Origin of the sequence: Microvirga sp. VF16 (assembly GCF_016864375.1) — a bacterium.
Lineage (GTDB): Bacteria > Pseudomonadota > Alphaproteobacteria > Rhizobiales > Beijerinckiaceae > Microvirga.
Window position 1 is genome coordinate 1864476 of record NZ_CP069354.1, and the last position, 15821, is coordinate 1880296.

15 protein-coding genes are annotated in these 15821 nt (G+C 60.3%); 6 read left to right on the forward strand and 9 right to left on the reverse strand.

Annotated elements, in window-relative coordinates; all coding sequences use genetic code 11:
- Window positions 1–143: 143 nt before the first annotated feature.
- The 4 genes from JO965_RS08785 to rpsD all read left to right on the forward strand — a co-directional run bounded on the left by JO965_RS08785 (window position 144) and on the right by rpsD (window position 4092).
- Window positions 144–878: an RNA methyltransferase gene (locus tag JO965_RS08785; RefSeq protein WP_203443294.1), complete on the forward strand. Its 735-nt coding sequence runs from the start codon at window positions 144–146 to the stop codon at window positions 876–878.
- Between the two features lie 65 nt (window positions 879–943).
- Window positions 944–2119 carry a dienelactone hydrolase family protein gene (locus JO965_RS08790; protein WP_203443295.1) on the forward strand — a complete coding sequence of 392 codons (1176 nt, stop codon included), beginning with the start codon at window positions 944–946 and terminating at the stop codon, window positions 2117–2119.
- 36 nt (window positions 2120–2155) lie between these two features.
- Complete coding sequence (gene murI, locus JO965_RS08795; RefSeq protein WP_203443296.1) at window positions 2156–3028, forward strand: glutamate racemase; 873 nt, start codon at window positions 2156–2158, stop codon at window positions 3026–3028.
- Window positions 3029–3474: 446 nt separating this feature from the next.
- On the forward strand, window positions 3475–4092 hold the full coding sequence (gene rpsD / locus JO965_RS08800; protein WP_009494134.1) for a 30S ribosomal protein S4: 618 nt from the start codon (window positions 3475–3477) through the stop codon (window positions 4090–4092).
- 66 nt (window positions 4093–4158) lie between these two features.
- Here the strand turns inward: rpsD and JO965_RS08805 are convergent, their stop codons facing one another.
- The 4 genes from JO965_RS08805 to purB all read right to left on the reverse strand — a co-directional run bounded on the left by JO965_RS08805 (window position 4159) and on the right by purB (window position 8127).
- Window positions 4159–4737 carry a Spy/CpxP family protein refolding chaperone gene (locus tag JO965_RS08805; RefSeq protein ID WP_203443297.1) on the reverse strand — a complete coding sequence of 193 codons (579 nt, stop codon included), beginning with the start codon at window positions 4735–4737 and terminating at the stop codon, window positions 4159–4161.
- A 165-nt stretch (window positions 4738–4902) separates the two neighbouring features.
- A complete protein-coding gene (locus JO965_RS08810) occupies window positions 4903–5454 on the reverse strand; it encodes an alpha/beta hydrolase (protein WP_203443298.1) in 552 nt (183 codons plus the stop codon).
- A 31-nt stretch (window positions 5455–5485) separates the two neighbouring features.
- Window positions 5486–6739 carry a cyclopropane-fatty-acyl-phospholipid synthase family protein gene (locus tag JO965_RS08815; RefSeq protein WP_203443299.1) on the reverse strand — a complete coding sequence of 418 codons (1254 nt, stop codon included), beginning with the start codon at window positions 6737–6739 and terminating at the stop codon, window positions 5486–5488.
- 74 nt (window positions 6740–6813) lie between these two features.
- Entirely contained in the window at window positions 6814–8127 is a 1314-nt protein-coding gene (gene purB / locus JO965_RS08820) for an adenylosuccinate lyase (protein ID WP_203443300.1), read from the reverse strand.
- A 440-nt stretch (window positions 8128–8567) separates the two neighbouring features.
- On the opposite strand from purB, the gene JO965_RS08825 reads away from it, so the two are divergent.
- A complete protein-coding gene (locus JO965_RS08825; protein WP_203443301.1) occupies window positions 8568–9749 on the forward strand; it encodes an integrase family protein in 1182 nt (393 codons plus the stop codon).
- An 86-nt stretch (window positions 9750–9835) separates the two neighbouring features.
- Here the strand turns inward: JO965_RS08825 and gcvA are convergent, their stop codons facing one another.
- Window positions 9836–10762 carry a transcriptional regulator GcvA gene (gene gcvA / locus JO965_RS08830; protein WP_203443302.1) on the reverse strand — a complete coding sequence of 309 codons (927 nt, stop codon included), beginning with the start codon at window positions 10760–10762 and terminating at the stop codon, window positions 9836–9838.
- Window positions 10763–10981: 219 nt separating this feature from the next.
- Here gcvA and JO965_RS08835 point away from each other — a divergent pair, with 219 nt between their 5' ends.
- Window positions 10982–11836 (forward strand): DMT family transporter, encoded by an 855-nt coding sequence (locus tag JO965_RS08835; RefSeq protein WP_203444115.1) that lies wholly within the window; start codon window positions 10982–10984, stop codon window positions 11834–11836.
- Between the two features lie 505 nt (window positions 11837–12341).
- Here JO965_RS08835 and JO965_RS08840 read toward each other — a convergent pair.
- The 4 genes from JO965_RS08840 to JO965_RS08855 all read right to left on the reverse strand — a co-directional run bounded on the left by JO965_RS08840 (window position 12342) and on the right by JO965_RS08855 (window position 15782).
- Window positions 12342–12746, reverse strand: coding sequence for a hypothetical protein (locus tag JO965_RS08840; protein WP_203443303.1), 405 nt, complete (start codon window positions 12744–12746; stop codon window positions 12342–12344).
- Complete coding sequence (locus tag JO965_RS08845; RefSeq protein WP_203443304.1) at window positions 12743–13444, reverse strand: hypothetical protein; 702 nt, start codon at window positions 13442–13444, stop codon at window positions 12743–12745. The genes JO965_RS08840 and JO965_RS08845 overlap by 4 nt, the downstream gene beginning before the upstream one ends.
- A gap of 521 nt (window positions 13445–13965) precedes the next feature.
- Complete coding sequence (locus tag JO965_RS08850; RefSeq protein WP_203443305.1) at window positions 13966–14568, reverse strand: recombinase family protein; 603 nt, start codon at window positions 14566–14568, stop codon at window positions 13966–13968.
- A gap of 425 nt (window positions 14569–14993) precedes the next feature.
- Window positions 14994–15782, reverse strand: coding sequence for a DUF4145 domain-containing protein (locus tag JO965_RS08855; protein ID WP_203443306.1), 789 nt, complete (start codon window positions 15780–15782; stop codon window positions 14994–14996).
- Window positions 15783–15821: the final 39 nt, after the last annotated feature.

The window sequence follows — 15821 nt, forward strand, 5'->3', positions numbered from 1 at the left end:
AGCATGAGGGGCCTCCCCGAGTATCTCGGGGAGGCTTTTCATAGGGCGGCTTTCCGACTTCTTTCGCTCATCGACGGAGCTAGTCGTGGCATCGGGTTTGGCGCTATGGGAATGCATCTTTCATCCAAGCTGACCGAACCTCAATGACCCGCCCGATCATCATCCTTGTCGAACCGCAACTGGCCGAGAACATCGGCATGGTGGCGCGGGCGATGGCTAATTTCGGGCTGTCGGAACTGCGCCTCGTGTCGCCGCGCAACGGCTGGCCCAAGAAGGGGGCGCATTCAGCGGCCTCCGGGGCGACCCATGTGCTGGAAGGGGCGAAGCTCTATGACACCGTCCGCGAGGCCATTGCGGATCTGAATTTCGTCTTCGCCACGACCGCTCGGGAGCGGGGGCAGATGAAGCGGGTTTTCGCGCCTGATGCGGCCATATCGGAGGCGCACCAGCGCATCGGAGCAGGGCAGGGCATCGGCATCCTGTTCGGAAGGGAACGGACAGGGCTTGAGAACGACGAGGTGTCGCTTGCCGATGCCATCATCACGTTCCCGGTCGATCCGAAATTCTCCTCGCTCAATCTCGCGCAGGCTGTCCTTCTCGTATCCTACGAATGGCACAAGCTCGCCACAGGCGGTTCGCTGCCCTTTGACGGTGGTCGGCAATCGCCGCCTGCTCCGCGTGAGATGGTGATGTCGTTCTTCGACTATATCGAGACCGAGCTCGATGCGGTGAACTTCTATCCCGAGGATAAGAAACCAACGATGACCCGCAACATGCGGGATATCTTCCATCGACTCGAAATGTCGGAGCAGGAAGTGCGCACCCTGCGTGGGGCGATTCGTGCTCTTGCGGAAGGACGCAGGTTGAGAAAGCCTTAATCTAATCGTGGCTTTATTACGGTCGGGCGCTATCTGCCCGATTGACCATAGAGGTCGAAACGACGATGCGCCGCTTCCTGCTGCCTGTCCTGTTCCTTGGCGTCTCTCTCGCCTCCTCATCGGCGCACGCGGCAACGCCGCCGCAACAACCCGAGCAGGGGCCGGGCGGGCGCGACTACAAGTCGACTGAAGTGGTGAAGCGGGCCGTTGGTACGGCAAGCTCCGGAACCTTCGTGTTCCATGGTGCCGATGCGCCCGCGAAACCGCGCCCGGTCGTGGTGTTCCTGCATTCCTGGGGGGGCGTAAATCCGGGCCTTTATGGCGGCTGGATCGACCACTTGGCGCGCAAGGGCCATCTCGTGCTCTTTCCGCGCTTCCAGGATGTGAACCGCTCCCGTCCCGCCGACGCGTCGAACCTCGCCGAAGATCTGATCCAAGGTGCTCTCGCGGAGCTGGCCGAAGATCCGCATGCCAGACCTGACAGGGACCGGGTTGCTTTCATCGGGCATTCGGCTGGCGTGCCCCTCGCGCTCAATCTGGCGGCCGGGGTGGGTTCGGGGAAGGTTCCGGCCCCGAAACTGATCTTCGGCCTGATGCCGGGCGGCATCGCGTCCAACGAAAAGGAGCGCGGCATCCTCCTGCGGGATCTCTCGACCATCGATCCGGCCACCATGATCATTACCATGAGCGGCGATCGCGACTATCTGCCGAGCGACCGAGCCTCGCGCCTGATCCTGCAGCAGGCATCGGCCGTCCCGGCGACCCGCAAGCTGTTCATGCGGGCCTCCTCCGACGATCACGGCTTTCCGGCCTTGACGGCGACACTCGCGTCTCCTGGGTCTCCCAAGGCCGATTACGATGCTTCCAAGATCAAGCTGCCGCCCGATCCGCCTCGCGATCCGAAGCAGAGGAATACCTGGCGCTGGAGCGCCGACATGGCGCTCACCGGGCCCCAGACGATCCTGACTCAACAGCTCGGGAACAACGTCACCGATACCCTCGATTACCTGGCCTTCTGGAAGACCTTCGATATCGCATCCGAGGCAGCCTTCGGCGGTAAGGATGCGAGCGCTCTCCTGCGCGATCCCAAATTCGTCGACATGAGCACCTGGAGCGACGGCTGGCCCGTCAAGCGCCTCTCGGCTCAGATGCCAAAAGGCGAGGGGCCGGAAGCCAAGGAAGAGCGGGGGCCGCGCCGCAGGCTGAACACGGCGCCCACGGAAACCAAGCAGGGATTGTAGGACTTTCTGACCAAGTTGCGTTCGTAAGGGTTAGTCATGCGTGTCGATCTTCTGGCGGGAGCAACCTATAATCCCGCCGTCATGCCGTCTCCGGTTCCCACCATCCTCGTCTTCGATTCCGGTCTCGGCGGGCTCACGGTCTTCTCCGAGGTGCTGAAGGTTCGCCCCGATGCCCGTTATGTCTACGCGGCGGATGATGCCGGGTTTCCTTACGGGCGCCTGACCGAGGCGGTTTTGGCGGAGCGGGTCGTGGCCGTGATGGAGCGGCTTCTCGCTCTCCATAATCCCGATATCGTCGTGGTGGCCTGCAATACGGCATCGACCATCGTGCTGCCGCATCTGCGCGAGCGGTTCTCCATACCTTTTGTAGGCACCGTTCCGGCCATCAAGCCAGCGGCGAAGACGACGCAGACCGGCTACGTCACGGTTCTGGCCACCCCCGGGACGGTTGCACGGGACTATACCCGTGATCTCATCGAAACCTATGCGGCAGGCTGCAGGGTCAATCTCGTCGGCTCGCGCCGCTTGGCCGGCTTTGCCGAGGCGGAGCTTGCGGGCAATCCGGTTTCCGACGAAGAGCTGCTCGACGAGCTCAAGCCCTGCTTCATCGAGGATGCGGGCGGCAGGACCGACGTGGTGGCGCTAAGCTGCACCCATTATCCGCTGCTTCTCCAGCGCTTCCAGTCCTTGGCGCCCTGGCCGGTGACCTGGATCGATCCGGCTCCCGCCATCGCCCGCCGGGTAACCCAGCTGATCGGCCAGCCGGTTCCGGGCCACGAAGCTGACGAGAACGAAGCCATGGCCGTGTTCACGAGCGGGGCGGGGATCAGCGTTGCATTACGTGGAGCGCTGCAGGACAAGGGACTGCCGTTCGTAGCCATTGAGGATATGCCGCTGCTCGTGGGTTAGCCCCCAGCTCGTCATCCCGGACGAAGCAAAGCGGCGATCCGGGATCGGGTGCAGGATATAGCGCGGTTTTCCCTCCCCCTTGTGGGGAGGGTCAGGGTGGGGGTGTTGGCGCCTTACCTTGATAGGCTATCGCTCACACCCCCACCTCCAACACCTCCCCACAAGGGGAGGAGGGTTCGGGTACCACTCTCGTCTTGCGATCCCGGTTTCTGCTGCGCAGCCCCGGGATGACGAGAGGCTCAGACATCAATTGACTTTCCCGCCTTTTCCGCCTAAATGCCTCCCGTTCACGCGGTCCTCACGGGCCGCGTAACTTTTTACGCTCCCGTGGCCCGGCTTTGGTCGGCCTGTCGTCCCGTCCCTCGAGATGGCCCTTTGGGCCTCCTCGGGATGAGGGGAAGAGGAGGGCGCGTTCCTCGCAAATTCGACAACAAAGAGGAACAGCGATGTCGAAGCGCATTCAGGCCAAGCATAAGCTTGACCGCCGCATGGGTCAGAATATCTGGGGCCGCCCGAAGAGCCCTGTGAACCGCCGCGAATACGGCCCCGGCCAGCACGGCCAGCGCCGCAAGGGCAAGATGTCTGACTTCGGCACGCAGCTGCGCGCCAAGCAGAAGCTGAAGGGCTACTACGCCAACATCACCGAGAAGCAGTTCCGCCGCTACTACGCGGAGGCGATCCGCCTGAAGGGCGACTCGGGTGAGAACCTGGTTGGCCTGCTCGAGCGCCGTCTCGACGCGGTCGTGTACCGCGCGAAGTTCGTCGCGACCCCGTTCGCCGCCCGTCAGTTCGTCAACCATGGTCACGTGAAGGTCAACGGCCGTCGCGTCAACATCCCGAGCTATCAGGTGAAGGCCGGCGATGTGATCGAGGTGAAGGACAAGTCGAAGCAGCTCGAAGTCGTCGTCGTGGCGAGCCAGCTCGCCGAGCGCGACGTTCCGGACTACATCGAGGTCGATCACTCCAAGATGACGGCTCGCGTGACGCGCATCCCGACCCTGTCGGAAGTGCCGTACCCGGTCCAGATGGAACCGAACCTCGTGATCGAGTTCTATTCGCGCTAATCTGCGAAGAGCCGGTTTCGGAAAACAGGAAGGCCGCCCAATGGGCGGCCTTTTTGCTGTCTGGGGTTATTGTTGCTGCACCGGGCCGCGGGGGTCGCCCTGGTGCATGCCGATGCGGTGATGGTCCCGGCCATGGCCGCGGCGCCCATCGCGGGCATTCCAGCGAGGACCGTCAACGTTCACGGCTTCCCGCAAGAGGCGGGGAGCGATCCGCTTCTGGTCTTCACTGAGGCTGTCCCAGAGCGGACGCAGGGCGGTGGTGACGGCGGCCGAGCGCTGGGCACCCTCATTCATCATGGTGCTGCGCCGCTCGAGGCGCTGCATGAAATCCATGGACTGGCGCTGTTCGCGGGTCGGGCGTTGCTCGAAGCGGGAGAAGCGCTCGGTCGCGGAGGTGCGGATGGCGGTCTCGACGGGTGCCCAGAGACGCTCCTGATCGGCGGAAAGCTTCAGACCGGCCTTGATCGAGGCGATGCGGGCATCGACGAGCCGGTTGAAATCGTCCTGGCTCATGCGCGGCCGGCGATTCTGCTGCTGATCCTGGGAGGCCGCCGGCGCGTTCGGAACAGGATTCTGCTGCGCCAAGGCATAGGTGCCGGAGCCGGCCATCAGGACAACGAGAGCGATGGTGGCAATGGTCTTCATGCGGATATCCTCCGTGGTGGCGATAGGATTAGATTGCTCCGATCCTGCTCTCACTCAGGTGAAGGCAGCATGAACTTTTCGTCATGTGGATAAAGGCTACTCGCACTGTCATTCCGGGCTCCGCTGCGCGGCCCCGGAATGACAGTCGAGACGAGAAGTTAGGTCTTACAGCCGCTTCAGGAACCCTGCGAATCGCATCAGTCCCTCCGGCCAGGGGCCGTGGCCGCTTTCCGTGTTGAGGTGGCCTGCATCACCGGCATCGACGATGGCAGAGCCCCAGGCATAGGCGATGTCTTCCGCCTTGGCGTAGTCGCAATGCGGATCGGTCCGGCTGGCGACGAGAACCGACGGGAAGGGGAAAGGTTCGCGCGGGATCGGCGCGAAGGCCCGGTCAATGGCGGGAATGAAATCGGGGCGTTCCACATCCGGCAGGCTGACCAGGAAAGCGCCCTGGACCCTGCCGCCCGCGAGTTGGGGGGCCGCATGGGCAATGGCCAGCACGCCGAGGCTGTGGCCGACCAGCACGACGGGCTTCGTGGCCCGCTTCACATCGTCGACGATCCGCCCGACCCAAGCATCCTTGTTGGGAGCGTCCCAGTTCTCCTGCTCGACGCGCCATGCGGTCGAGAGCTGGCGCTCCCATCGGCTCTGCCAATGGTCCTCGCCGGAATTCGTGTGGCCTGGAACGATGAGGATGTCGCAATCGGAAGTTTTCATCCCACGGAGATAAAGACCCGCACAGGCAGGTTCAAGCGCTGCGCTTCAACTCCATGTTCCGCTCCGCCTCCTTCAGAGTGGCTTCCCGCTCGGCGATATAGTCGCGGGTCAGGGGCACCACGTCGTTGCGTCGGGCGAGCTGAAGCTGGAAGACGACCGCATCCTGCCAGCGGAAGGCGGATTCGGACATGGCGAGATAGCACTCCCACATCCGGCAGAAGCGCTCGTCATAGAGGCGTAAGGCCTCCTCGCGATGGGCCATGAAGCGCTCGCGCCAGGCCTGCAGGGTGTAGGCATAGTGCAGGCGCAGAACCTCGATGTCGGTCACGACCAGCCCGGCCCGCTCGATGGCGGGCATCATCTCCGATAGCACCGGCAGGTGCCCTCCGGGAAAGATGTATTTGGTGATCCAGGAATTGGTCGGATAGGGCGTGCCCGACCGCCCGATGGTATGCAGGAGCATGACCCCGTCCTCCTTCAGGAGGCGGTGGCATGCCTGGAAATAGGCGTCATAGGAGGGCACGCCGACGTGCTCGAACATGCCGACGGAGACGATCCGGTCGAAAGAGCCCGTGGTGTCGCGGTAGTCCTGAAGCTCGAACTGCACCCGGTCCTGCAGGCATGCGGTGGCCGACCGTTTGCGCGAGACTTCGAGTTGCTCCTCCGAGAGCGTGATGCCCTTGACGGAGCCAGCCCCTGCGATCTGAGCGAGGTAGAGTCCCGTTCCGCCCCAGCCGGAGCCTATATCGAGAACACTGTGACCCTGATCAATCAGTAGCTTGGCCACGATATGCCGCTTCTTGGCGAGCTGAGCCTCCTCGAGGCTGGCATCCGGAGGGTCGAAATAGGCGCAGGAATACTGCCGGTCACTGTCGAGGAAGAGGGAGTAGAGCCGCCCATCGAGGTCGTAGTGATGCGCCACGTTCCGTTTGGAACGGCTCGCATCGTTCTCGGCCCGGCGCATCATCCAGGTGCGGATCTTACGCAGGCGCTTCAGGGGCAGCTCATCGAGCTCCCCATGGGTGTCCTGGAGGAGGAGCTGAAGCAGGTCGAGGATGGTGCCCTGCTCGATGACGAGCCGCCCATCCACGAACAATTCGCCAAGCTTCAGTTCCGGATGAAGGCAAAGGGCCATTTGGGCTGAGGCGTCCGAAAAGCGGATCGAGACCTGAGGTTCCGCTCCGTCGCCGAAGGTGAAACGCTTACCCCCTGCCGTGACGACCTCCAGGGTTCCGTGTTTCACGGCCCGCGTGAACGCAAGATCGAGAAGCTTCTCCGACAGCATGGCAACAATCCCCGCGCTGTTGATCTCCTGAATGGGGATTGTTGCTCATTGTGGAAAGATTTCCAGCCCCCAAGCTATGCGCCGCCTGCGCCGAAGACCCGCGCGAAGATCGTATCCACATGCTTGAAGTGATAGCCGAGGTCGAAACAGGTCTCGATCTCGTCCGCAGACAGGTACCTCGTCACGTCGGCATCGTTCTTCAGAAGGGTCAGGAAGTCACCTTCGCCGCGCCAGACGGGCATGGCATTGCGCTGGACGAGCCGGTAGGCGTCCTCGCGGGAGGCGCCCTTCTGGGTCAGGGCCAGCAGGACGCGCTGTGAGTGAACGAGGCCGCCGAGGCGATCCAGGTTCTTCTGCATGTTCTCCGGATAGACCACGAGCTTGTCGATGACGTTGGTCAGGCGCGCGAGCGCGAAGTCGAGGGTCACGGTGGCATCGGGGCCGATCATGCGCTCGACGGAGGAATGGGAGATGTCCCGCTCGTGCCAGAGTGCCACGTTCTCCATGGCCGGCATCGCGTAGGCCCGGACCATGCGGGCAAGGCCGGTCAGGTTCTCGGTCAGGACCGGGTTGCGCTTGTGCGGCATGGCGGACGAGCCCTTCTGGCCGGCCGAGAAGAACTCTTCCGCCTCCAGAACCTCGCTCCGCTGCAGGTGACGCACTTCCGTCGCCAGCCGCTCGATGGAGGAGGCGATGACGCCCAGCGTCGCAAAGTACATGGCGTGCCGGTCGCGCGGGATGACCTGGGTCGAAACCGGCTCGACCTGGAGACCCATCCGCTCGGCCACGTATTCCTCGACGCTTGGGTCGATATTGGCGAAGGTGCCGACCGCGCCGGAAATGGCGCAGGTGGAGATCTCCCGCCTTGCCTCGATCAGCCGGATTTTGCAGCGCTCGAATTCCGCATAGGCCTGGGCGAGCTTGAGGCCGAAGGTGGTGGGCTCGGCGTGGATGCCGTGGGAGCGGCCGATGGTCGGCGTCATCTTATGCTCGAAGGCGCGACGCTTGATGGCCGCGAGAAGCTCGTCGAGGTCGCGCAGCAGCAGATCGGAGGCGCGGGCGAGCTGCACGTTGAAGGTGGTGTCGAGCACGTCCGAGGAAGTCATGCCCTGGTGAACGAAGCGGGCCTCGGGACCGACGATCTCGGCCAGATGGGTAAGGAAGGCGATGACGTCGTGCTTGACCTCACGCTCGATGGCGTCGATCCGCTCCACGTCGAAGGTCGCCTTGGAGCCTTTCTCCCAGACTTTGTCCGCAGCCTCCTTCGGCACAACGCCGAGATTGGCGAGCGCTGTCGTGGCATGGGCCTCGATCTCGAACCAGATGCGGAACTTGGTTTCCGGCGACCAGATGGCCACCATCTCGGGACGGCTGTAACGGGGGACCATTAAAAGACTCCTTGGCTCTGTTCGCGGCGCTCACTCAAGTTATTCAAAACATTGGTGAAACCGTGTGTAGGCGTTGTTGGATGGAACGGTCGGGGGAACGGTCCCAGGACGTTTTCGTGATGGCTATTTGATGACTCGCGGAAAGGCAAGGATGGAGCATCCTCAGCGTATGGATGCGCCATCCTCGAATCTTCCGTAAGTGTCTGATCCGCCACGTATTCTCCTGTTGGGCTCAAAAAACACCCGCCTACCGTCAATTCCAGCTTCGAAATCAAGGTCTTACCCACCGAAAATCTAACGTGGGTCCGGAAACTCGAAGCGGAACCTCAACTGCGGCGTCCAGAACAAAGTGTTGGCAAAAGTAGGCTGAGGAAAGCGGCATGGCTCCTCCGACGAGACGGAAATTCAAATTCACGGACGCCACTGTGAGGAGACTCCCTGTGGGCCGAAGCTGGGATACCGAGATCGGCGGCTTTGGGGCAAAAGTCTACTCTACAGGGAAGGTGCAATTTATCCTGAGATACCGCTCCCCAGACAAACGCCAGCGAGAATTTAGAATCGGCCAGTTTGGCGTGATTGATACAGATGAGGCTCGTCGGAAGGCACGGGTGCTGGTCGGACGAATCAACGAGGGTCATGATCCAGCCTGGGAAAGGAAGATTGTCGTCGCATCTGCAACCTCGTTCAGTAATGTGATCGACCGTTACCTCGCGTGGGCTCAAGGGCACCATAAGGAAACCTCCTTCACAGAGGTCAATCGCTTCTGTCGATTACACATACGCCGTCACTTCGGGGATGTTCTCGTGTCCAACCTGACAAGGGGTCAGGTACAGCAGACTTATGACCGGCTCAGGCAAGCGCCTCACGTGCGGGCGAAAATCATCCAATGGTCCCGAGCAATCTGGGCATGGGCCGAAAAGCGAGAGCTTGTTGGGAATAGTCGCAATCCATTCGTGATCGAGATCAGCGTGCGAAAGCCGCGCCGGGACCGTGTACTTTCCCCCGAGGAGTACCAGCGCCTTTGGGCTGCTTTGGAGCGATACCGCTATCGGGGAGCGATTCCAAACGTGTCTCTGTGGGCCATCGAGTTTTTGATGTTGTCGCCATTGCGAAAAACGGAGGCTTTCCGTCTTCGATGGGAGAACGTGGATTTCGAGCAGCGGGTGATCCGGGTGGTGGAGCACAAAACAGATCGACAAGACGGTGTGCTGGAAGTCTTCATGAGCGAGGCGCTGGAACAGTTACTCCGAAGGATTCCGCGCTGTTGCGAGTGGGTGTTTCCCCGACCTGATGCGCGCAAAGGACACATCGCCGACGTGAACAAGGGCTGGTTGGCTATTCGCAGGGACGCTGGCCTGCATGAGGGCAGGGACCGTGTAACACTGCATGACCTCCGTCGAAGCTGGAACAGCGTCGGAGCAAAGTTAGGTTATGGACCCGAAGCCATGGGAAAAGTGCTGGGCAATTCAGCCAGAGTAAACGAGATGCACTACTGGCATTTATCATCCGATCTGAAACGCGAGATCACAGCGCGGATCGGTGAAGCTTTAGCTGGATTTCGGGGTGAGGGGACAGGTCAATCCGACGAGCAGGAGCGTCTCGATAGGCGTTGTAGCAGTTGAAATGTAAGACTTCGTACCCGTCCGTATGCCCGGTCTAACACAATGTGGAGGGACGCAGCACCATTGGCGAAAATACCGGTCCTTGCTCAATCGGTGTCCGCGAGGAACTGCCGGATTTCGTCAGCCAGCCAGTCGCGCACGGCACACACCTTGGGATGCTCCCGATTGCCTGGACGATAGACGAGATCGTAGCCCCGGTCAGCTTTCAGTCGTAGGTGTGGGAATGAGGAAACCAGCCGTCCAGCAGCAATGTCTTCTGCTACCAGGGCGCTGCGCCCGAGCGCCACGCCTTCCCCGCGAATGGCTGCCTCGATGACCATGCTGCCATGACTGTAGATTGGGCCGCGACTCTTAGGGGCACCATCCACCCCCGCCATTGCAAACCATTGCTCCCAGTTGGCCGACCAGCGGTCCTCATACAGCAAGCGGTCCTCATGCAGCAGCCTGCAATTGGCAAGGCTCTCAACCGACAGCAATCCGCCCACTTCCGCCAGATAGGCTGGGCTACACACCGGGGTCAGGGTCTCCTCCAAGATGCGCTCGGAGGCGACGTGCGGATAGCGGCCACTGCCGTAGCGCACCGCCGCATCGACCTGCCCATTGTTCAGATCAACATCGGTATCGGTGATGTCGAGATGGACATTGAGTTCGGGGTGACGAGCTATCAACCGGTGTAGACGCGGCCCCAGCCACTTGCTCGCAAAAGAGATGCCGGTGCTGATGATCAGTCGTCCTGCGTTCTTCGGTCCACGGAGACGTTCGGCCTCCCGCGTCAGTTCTGCCAGCAGCCGGGTCACGACCACGAGGAACTCGGCCCCCTCGTCGGTCAGGACGATCCGGCGCGTGAGGCGTCGAAACAAGGCGACGCCAAGGTGATCTTCGAGAGTTTTGATGTGTCGGCTCACTGCGCCGTGGGTGACATGCAGTTCCTCGGCGGCACGCGTCATGCTCAACAGGCGTCCGGTTGCCTCGAAGGCGCGTAGAGTTTGCAGAGGGGGAAGGCGGTTGAACATGGGTCCGTATGCGTGAGCTTCACTCACACGTTACGTGAGGACAAATGGTTTGTCAGGAGGCACCGTCCTCCATACCAAGGTGGAACAGCCGCAGTGGCGGCATCACTTCGTTTCCTTGCAGACTTGTTCATGTCGAACCAGAACCCAGTCCGTTCCGAGCCCTCCTTTTCGCCCATCGCTCACCGTGATGCGGCCCTCTCGATGGGCAGCCTCGCGGCCATGCTACTGCTCGCCGCAATGTGGGGACTGTCCATCCCCGTCACGAAGCTCGGCCTTCTGACGATGCCGCCTCTGACGCTGACCGCGCTGCGGTTCGCCATCGCCGTGCCCCTCCTGATGCTTCTCATCGTGGGCAGGCAAACGCTGCCCAGGCGGGCAATACCTCGCGTCGCCGCGCTTGGGGTATTGGGGATTGGCGTGGGCCAAGTTGCCCAAACCTTCGGCGTCGCCGGAACGTCGGCCTCGGTTGGCACCATCATCTCGGCCACCATTCCGGTTTTCATCGTGGTCTTCGCTGCCCTGCGCCTCAAGCAGCCGGTATCGGGTCGGCAGCAGTTGGGATTGCTGGCAGCTTTTGGTGGTATTGCGCTGGTTGCGTCCGGAAGCGGCAACGAGACGAGTGCTGTGTCCGCAACCAGCGTGGCCAGTGTCGTTCTCATGTTGCTGTCCGCACTGGCCATTGCGTTCTATTACGTCTGGAGCGTCGAACTCACCAACGAGTACGGCACCGCGACCGTGGCGGCTTGGAGCACCTTATTCGGCTTCCTTGCGCTGCTGCCTTGGGCAGGCTGGGAAATGTGGCACGTTCCACTCCAGATCACAGGTCAAGCCATAGTGGCTGCGGTCTATCTCGGTCTTGTTGTGACCGTTGCGGGCCTGTTCCTGTGGCTGAACATTCTGCGCACCGTTCCGGCTGGGATTGCAGCGGGCGTTCAGTACCTTCAGCCGGTGGTCGGCGTCGCCGCCTCGTCTGCGATGTTCGGCGATCAGATGGGAGCGCTCTTTGCGGTCGGCGTGGTCCTGGTGCTGGGTGGTCTTGCTCTAACGATGACCTCTCCCAGCAAGGTGGGCTAAGCGAGTAGGAACTAACTGAAGCGCTCCGCATGTTTCGTATGGACGCCGCAGTTGAGGTTCCGCTTCGAGTTTCCGGACCCACGTTAGATTTTCGGTGGGTAAGACCTTGATTTCGAAGCTGGAATTGACGGTAGGCGGGTGTTTTTTGAGCCCAACAGGAGAATACGTGGCGGATCAGATACTTACGGAAGATTCGAGGATGGCGCATCCATACGCTGAGGATGCTCCATCCTTGCCTTTCCGCGAGTCATCAAATAGCCATCACGAAAACGTCCTGGGACCGTTCCCCCGACCGTTCCATCCAACAACGCCTACACACGGTTTCACCAATGTTTTGAATAACTTGAGTGAGCGCCGCGAACAGAGCCAAGGAGTCTTTTAATGGTCCCCCGTCATAGGCGTCAACTGGGCAGTATCCAGTCGAGGCCAGAGGGTTAGATCACGCACCAGGACTGGAGGACCATCAACTGGTCACCAGAGAGAAGCAGGCGATAGCCTGTTTCGTTCAGTCTTCCGGGTTCGGCCAAGCCTGCTCGTAGTCCCTCCTGCGGAGGAAGCCCTTCAACTCCTCCTCGCTAGGCAGCGGAGTCTCCGGCTCCGGCTCCGCAGGATAGATGACCTCGGTCGGCCTGCCGGTCGCCTCCATGATGGCGAGTTCGTGCCCGGCGGCGAGCCCCTGGAGGAACCTGATATCCTCTCGAAGCTCCTTGATGTCTTGCCGAAGCCGTTCATTCTCGGCCTTCACGTCGGCAATGGACTCGTCCACGATACCTTGCAGTTCAGGTCCGAGGGTCTCCAGCATCGTGGACAGAATCTCGTCCAGACGCTCGTTCTCCTTCCTCACATCAACAACTTCGCCTGCGAGTTTTTTGACGGCAGCAGCCAGCTTGAGGGGGTCAATAGCCGTCATCGTTCCCCTTCCACCTTCGGGTTGATCTTCCCGAACGGATCGTAGAGGCCGTGGAACTTCGGGGCGTTGGCCTTCCGTGATCTCGTGTTGGTGTAAAACTTAGTTTCCTCGATCACATCACCATCGAGATAGAGGGTGACCGACATCTCGTCCGAGGTCGTCAGGCGAACCGCCACGAACTGGTTGTGGAAGTAATGGTTGCCCGGCGGCGAACTGATGTGCCCCATCAAGGCCAACTCGGCATCATCCTGATCAGCCCAGGTTGTGATCTGGTCTGAGACAGTAGTGTAACGGGCCAACTGCTCATCCGTGAGCTTGCCTTGGGCATGCTCATCGACGGCCCAGGCCACCACTGCTTTCGGGGGGAGAAGGCCGATGGTTCGCTCCCAGTCAGGTTTGCGCTGGTCGATCTGCTTCACACCGAGATAAGCCCGGAGTTTGAGGGTGTACTGGTTCCTTCCTGAGCCAGGGCTCTCGCCATTATCGAAGAATTGCAGGCGCATAGCTGTCACGAGGTCCTTGGCCGGGAACTTCGTGAACCAGGGCTCCGCGTTCTTCTTCGGCTTCTTGGCTTTCTTTGTCCTCTTCACTGCGGGCGCGGGTTTTGCGGGATTGACGAAAGCAGGTTTGGGCTGGGCTGGAATAGGCTCGCCTGAGCCAGCAAGATAATCGTCCAACCAATCAGAGATATCGCTCACGATAAAAGTCTTTCTAAAATAGATATGGTCAATACAGACCAGAATGAGGCAATCGAAATGAGTTATGCCGATGAATACCGCGCAATATGCGGCTGCAATCAGCTTCCCATTTAATGGGAGTGACTAATACTAAGCTTAATTGTTCCCATTGAACAATATATTCTTCTTCAATGTACTTGGTACAACATTGTTCAATGGGAATGCGCTGTGCTCTCGCTGGCTCGGCGCGCGCCTTCGTCGGATCAATAGGGCTTCCAGCCGAGTTCGGGATGAACCCGATGAACGCACGCCTCGCTGCTCTCGGCCCGCTCAATGTACAAAAGCGCGATGCCCACCCCGTGGACCTCGGTCGAGAAGAACAGAGGGAGAGGAATGAGGACCAGGACCACCCCGCCGCTGCCCAAACTAAGTTTGGGCTCAGGCGGCAGCCTCGACAGCGCGATGTTCCTTCCCGATCCCCTGCACGGTCGCCGTTCCGGCTCCTGGCCGTCATGGACCGGCAAAACTAAGTTCGGACCCGATTATGCGGCTTCGGCTGATCCCATGGCTTCGCGCTGTCCTGCCCGAAGAGCCATGTAATAGCTCGATTTGCTGATCCCCAGCACGCGACAGGTCTCCGGGACCGTGATGTTCGGGTCATCATGGGCGAGCATCACCTGCCGGATCAGAGCCTCGGTAATCTTGGGTGGTCGGCCAAAGCGAGTTTGACGTTGACGGGCAATGGCTCGACCTGCTGCACTGCGTTCCATCAAGAGATTGCGCTCGAACTCGGCCAGGACAGCCAGCACGCCGACGACCATTTTGCCGGTTGCCGTGCTCGTGTCGATGTTGTCCATGACTGAAACCAACTTTGCCCCCTTGGTCTCGATCTCCTCGACAATCTGGAGCAGGTGAAGCTGAGAGCGGGCGAGCCGGTCGAGGCGGTAGACCGTTGCCTGATCGCCTGGACGAAGTTGATCGAGCATGCGGCGGAGTTCAGTGCGATCCCGCTTCGCGCCCGACGCCTTCTCTCGATAGATGTCCCGGTCATCGACACCGGCTTTGATCAAGGCATCGAGTTGAAGGGACCAGTCCTGGTCAGAGGTTGAGACGCGCGAGTACCCGAACTTCCGACCAGCAACCATCCAAAAACTCCCGTGCAGTTTGGGAAGATTCTCGCACGGACTTTCTGCACGTCAAACACTTTGAACTCCCGTCACCACTCCAGCAGTCCAGAAACTGAAGACATTCTGGAGAAGGTTGATCCGGCCAGATTTACCCCAGCCGGTAACAGCCCAAGGTCGATGCTCTCCACCACCGTCCCCGCCGACCATCGACCGCAAACTCAGTCTGGGAGCGGATCGAATAAGAAAGTCAATTTGAGGAAGCGTGCAACGCGCAGTTTCAACGACGTGATGAGAGCTATCCCGTTCGCGATCTCTACGTGCTTAGTTCTTCCGAAGTTTCGACTTATACCAAGCGGCATGAAGGCTGACTCATTTGGGGTTTTCAGCCGGGCGTATGTTTGATCATGTCCATCGGCTTGCGGGACTGGGCCAATGCATGAGCATCAGCGCCGATTGGTATTACCGCGTGGTTTTGGGCGTCCTTTTCGCCTCGTCATTTCCTTCGCGATTCTTTTGATCACACGATCTCTTTGAACATAAATGTGGTGAAGCGCGTGCTCGAAAACCTCAAAGCCATCCAGAATGTCGTCGAGGCTGAGTTCCTGGGCAGAGTGACTTCCTGTATTCCCGAGCCACTTCACTGCCTCCAAGTATGCTGCACCCTCGGCATCCTGGGAGCGAAACCGGACGATCCGGTCATGAAGGTTGATGCCAACCCTCTTTCCGTTTTTGTTGATGGTCGTCTTTGGTACTTTTCTCTCGGTCAGAAGGGCCTCGACAGCCGACCGTGTCCTGTTGGCGGCAGAACCCAAATCTGACCATGCGGCGGCGAACGCCCGGCTAATCTCCTGGGCCACCTCCACTGGGCATTCGGGAGGTATTGCAAAGAAGCGAAGGGCCGGGGAAAAGAAGTGCGGGGTAAAGACCTCCTGCCAGCCTTTTTCAGGATACCCAAGGTGGTCATAACCGAAGGTCACATCAACCGAACTTTTGCCACAACAGACAACAACCTCACCGCACTCTGCGTTGACGCACACAAACGTGGCCACAAACCGGCTTTCAGTCCAGTCTGGGTCCCATGCCTCGTGTTCATGAGCTTTGACGGATGGACCTGTTTCAGTTGATTTAACGCCATCTTTAGCAACGATCAGTGTGCCAGCCTGACAGATAGGGCACATCCAACTAGGCCACGTATCGAACGGAGGCTGCCAATGTTTGCGTGTGAGTGTCATCTGTAATGCGAGGTTCGGAGCTACCAGTTTGAAACCATA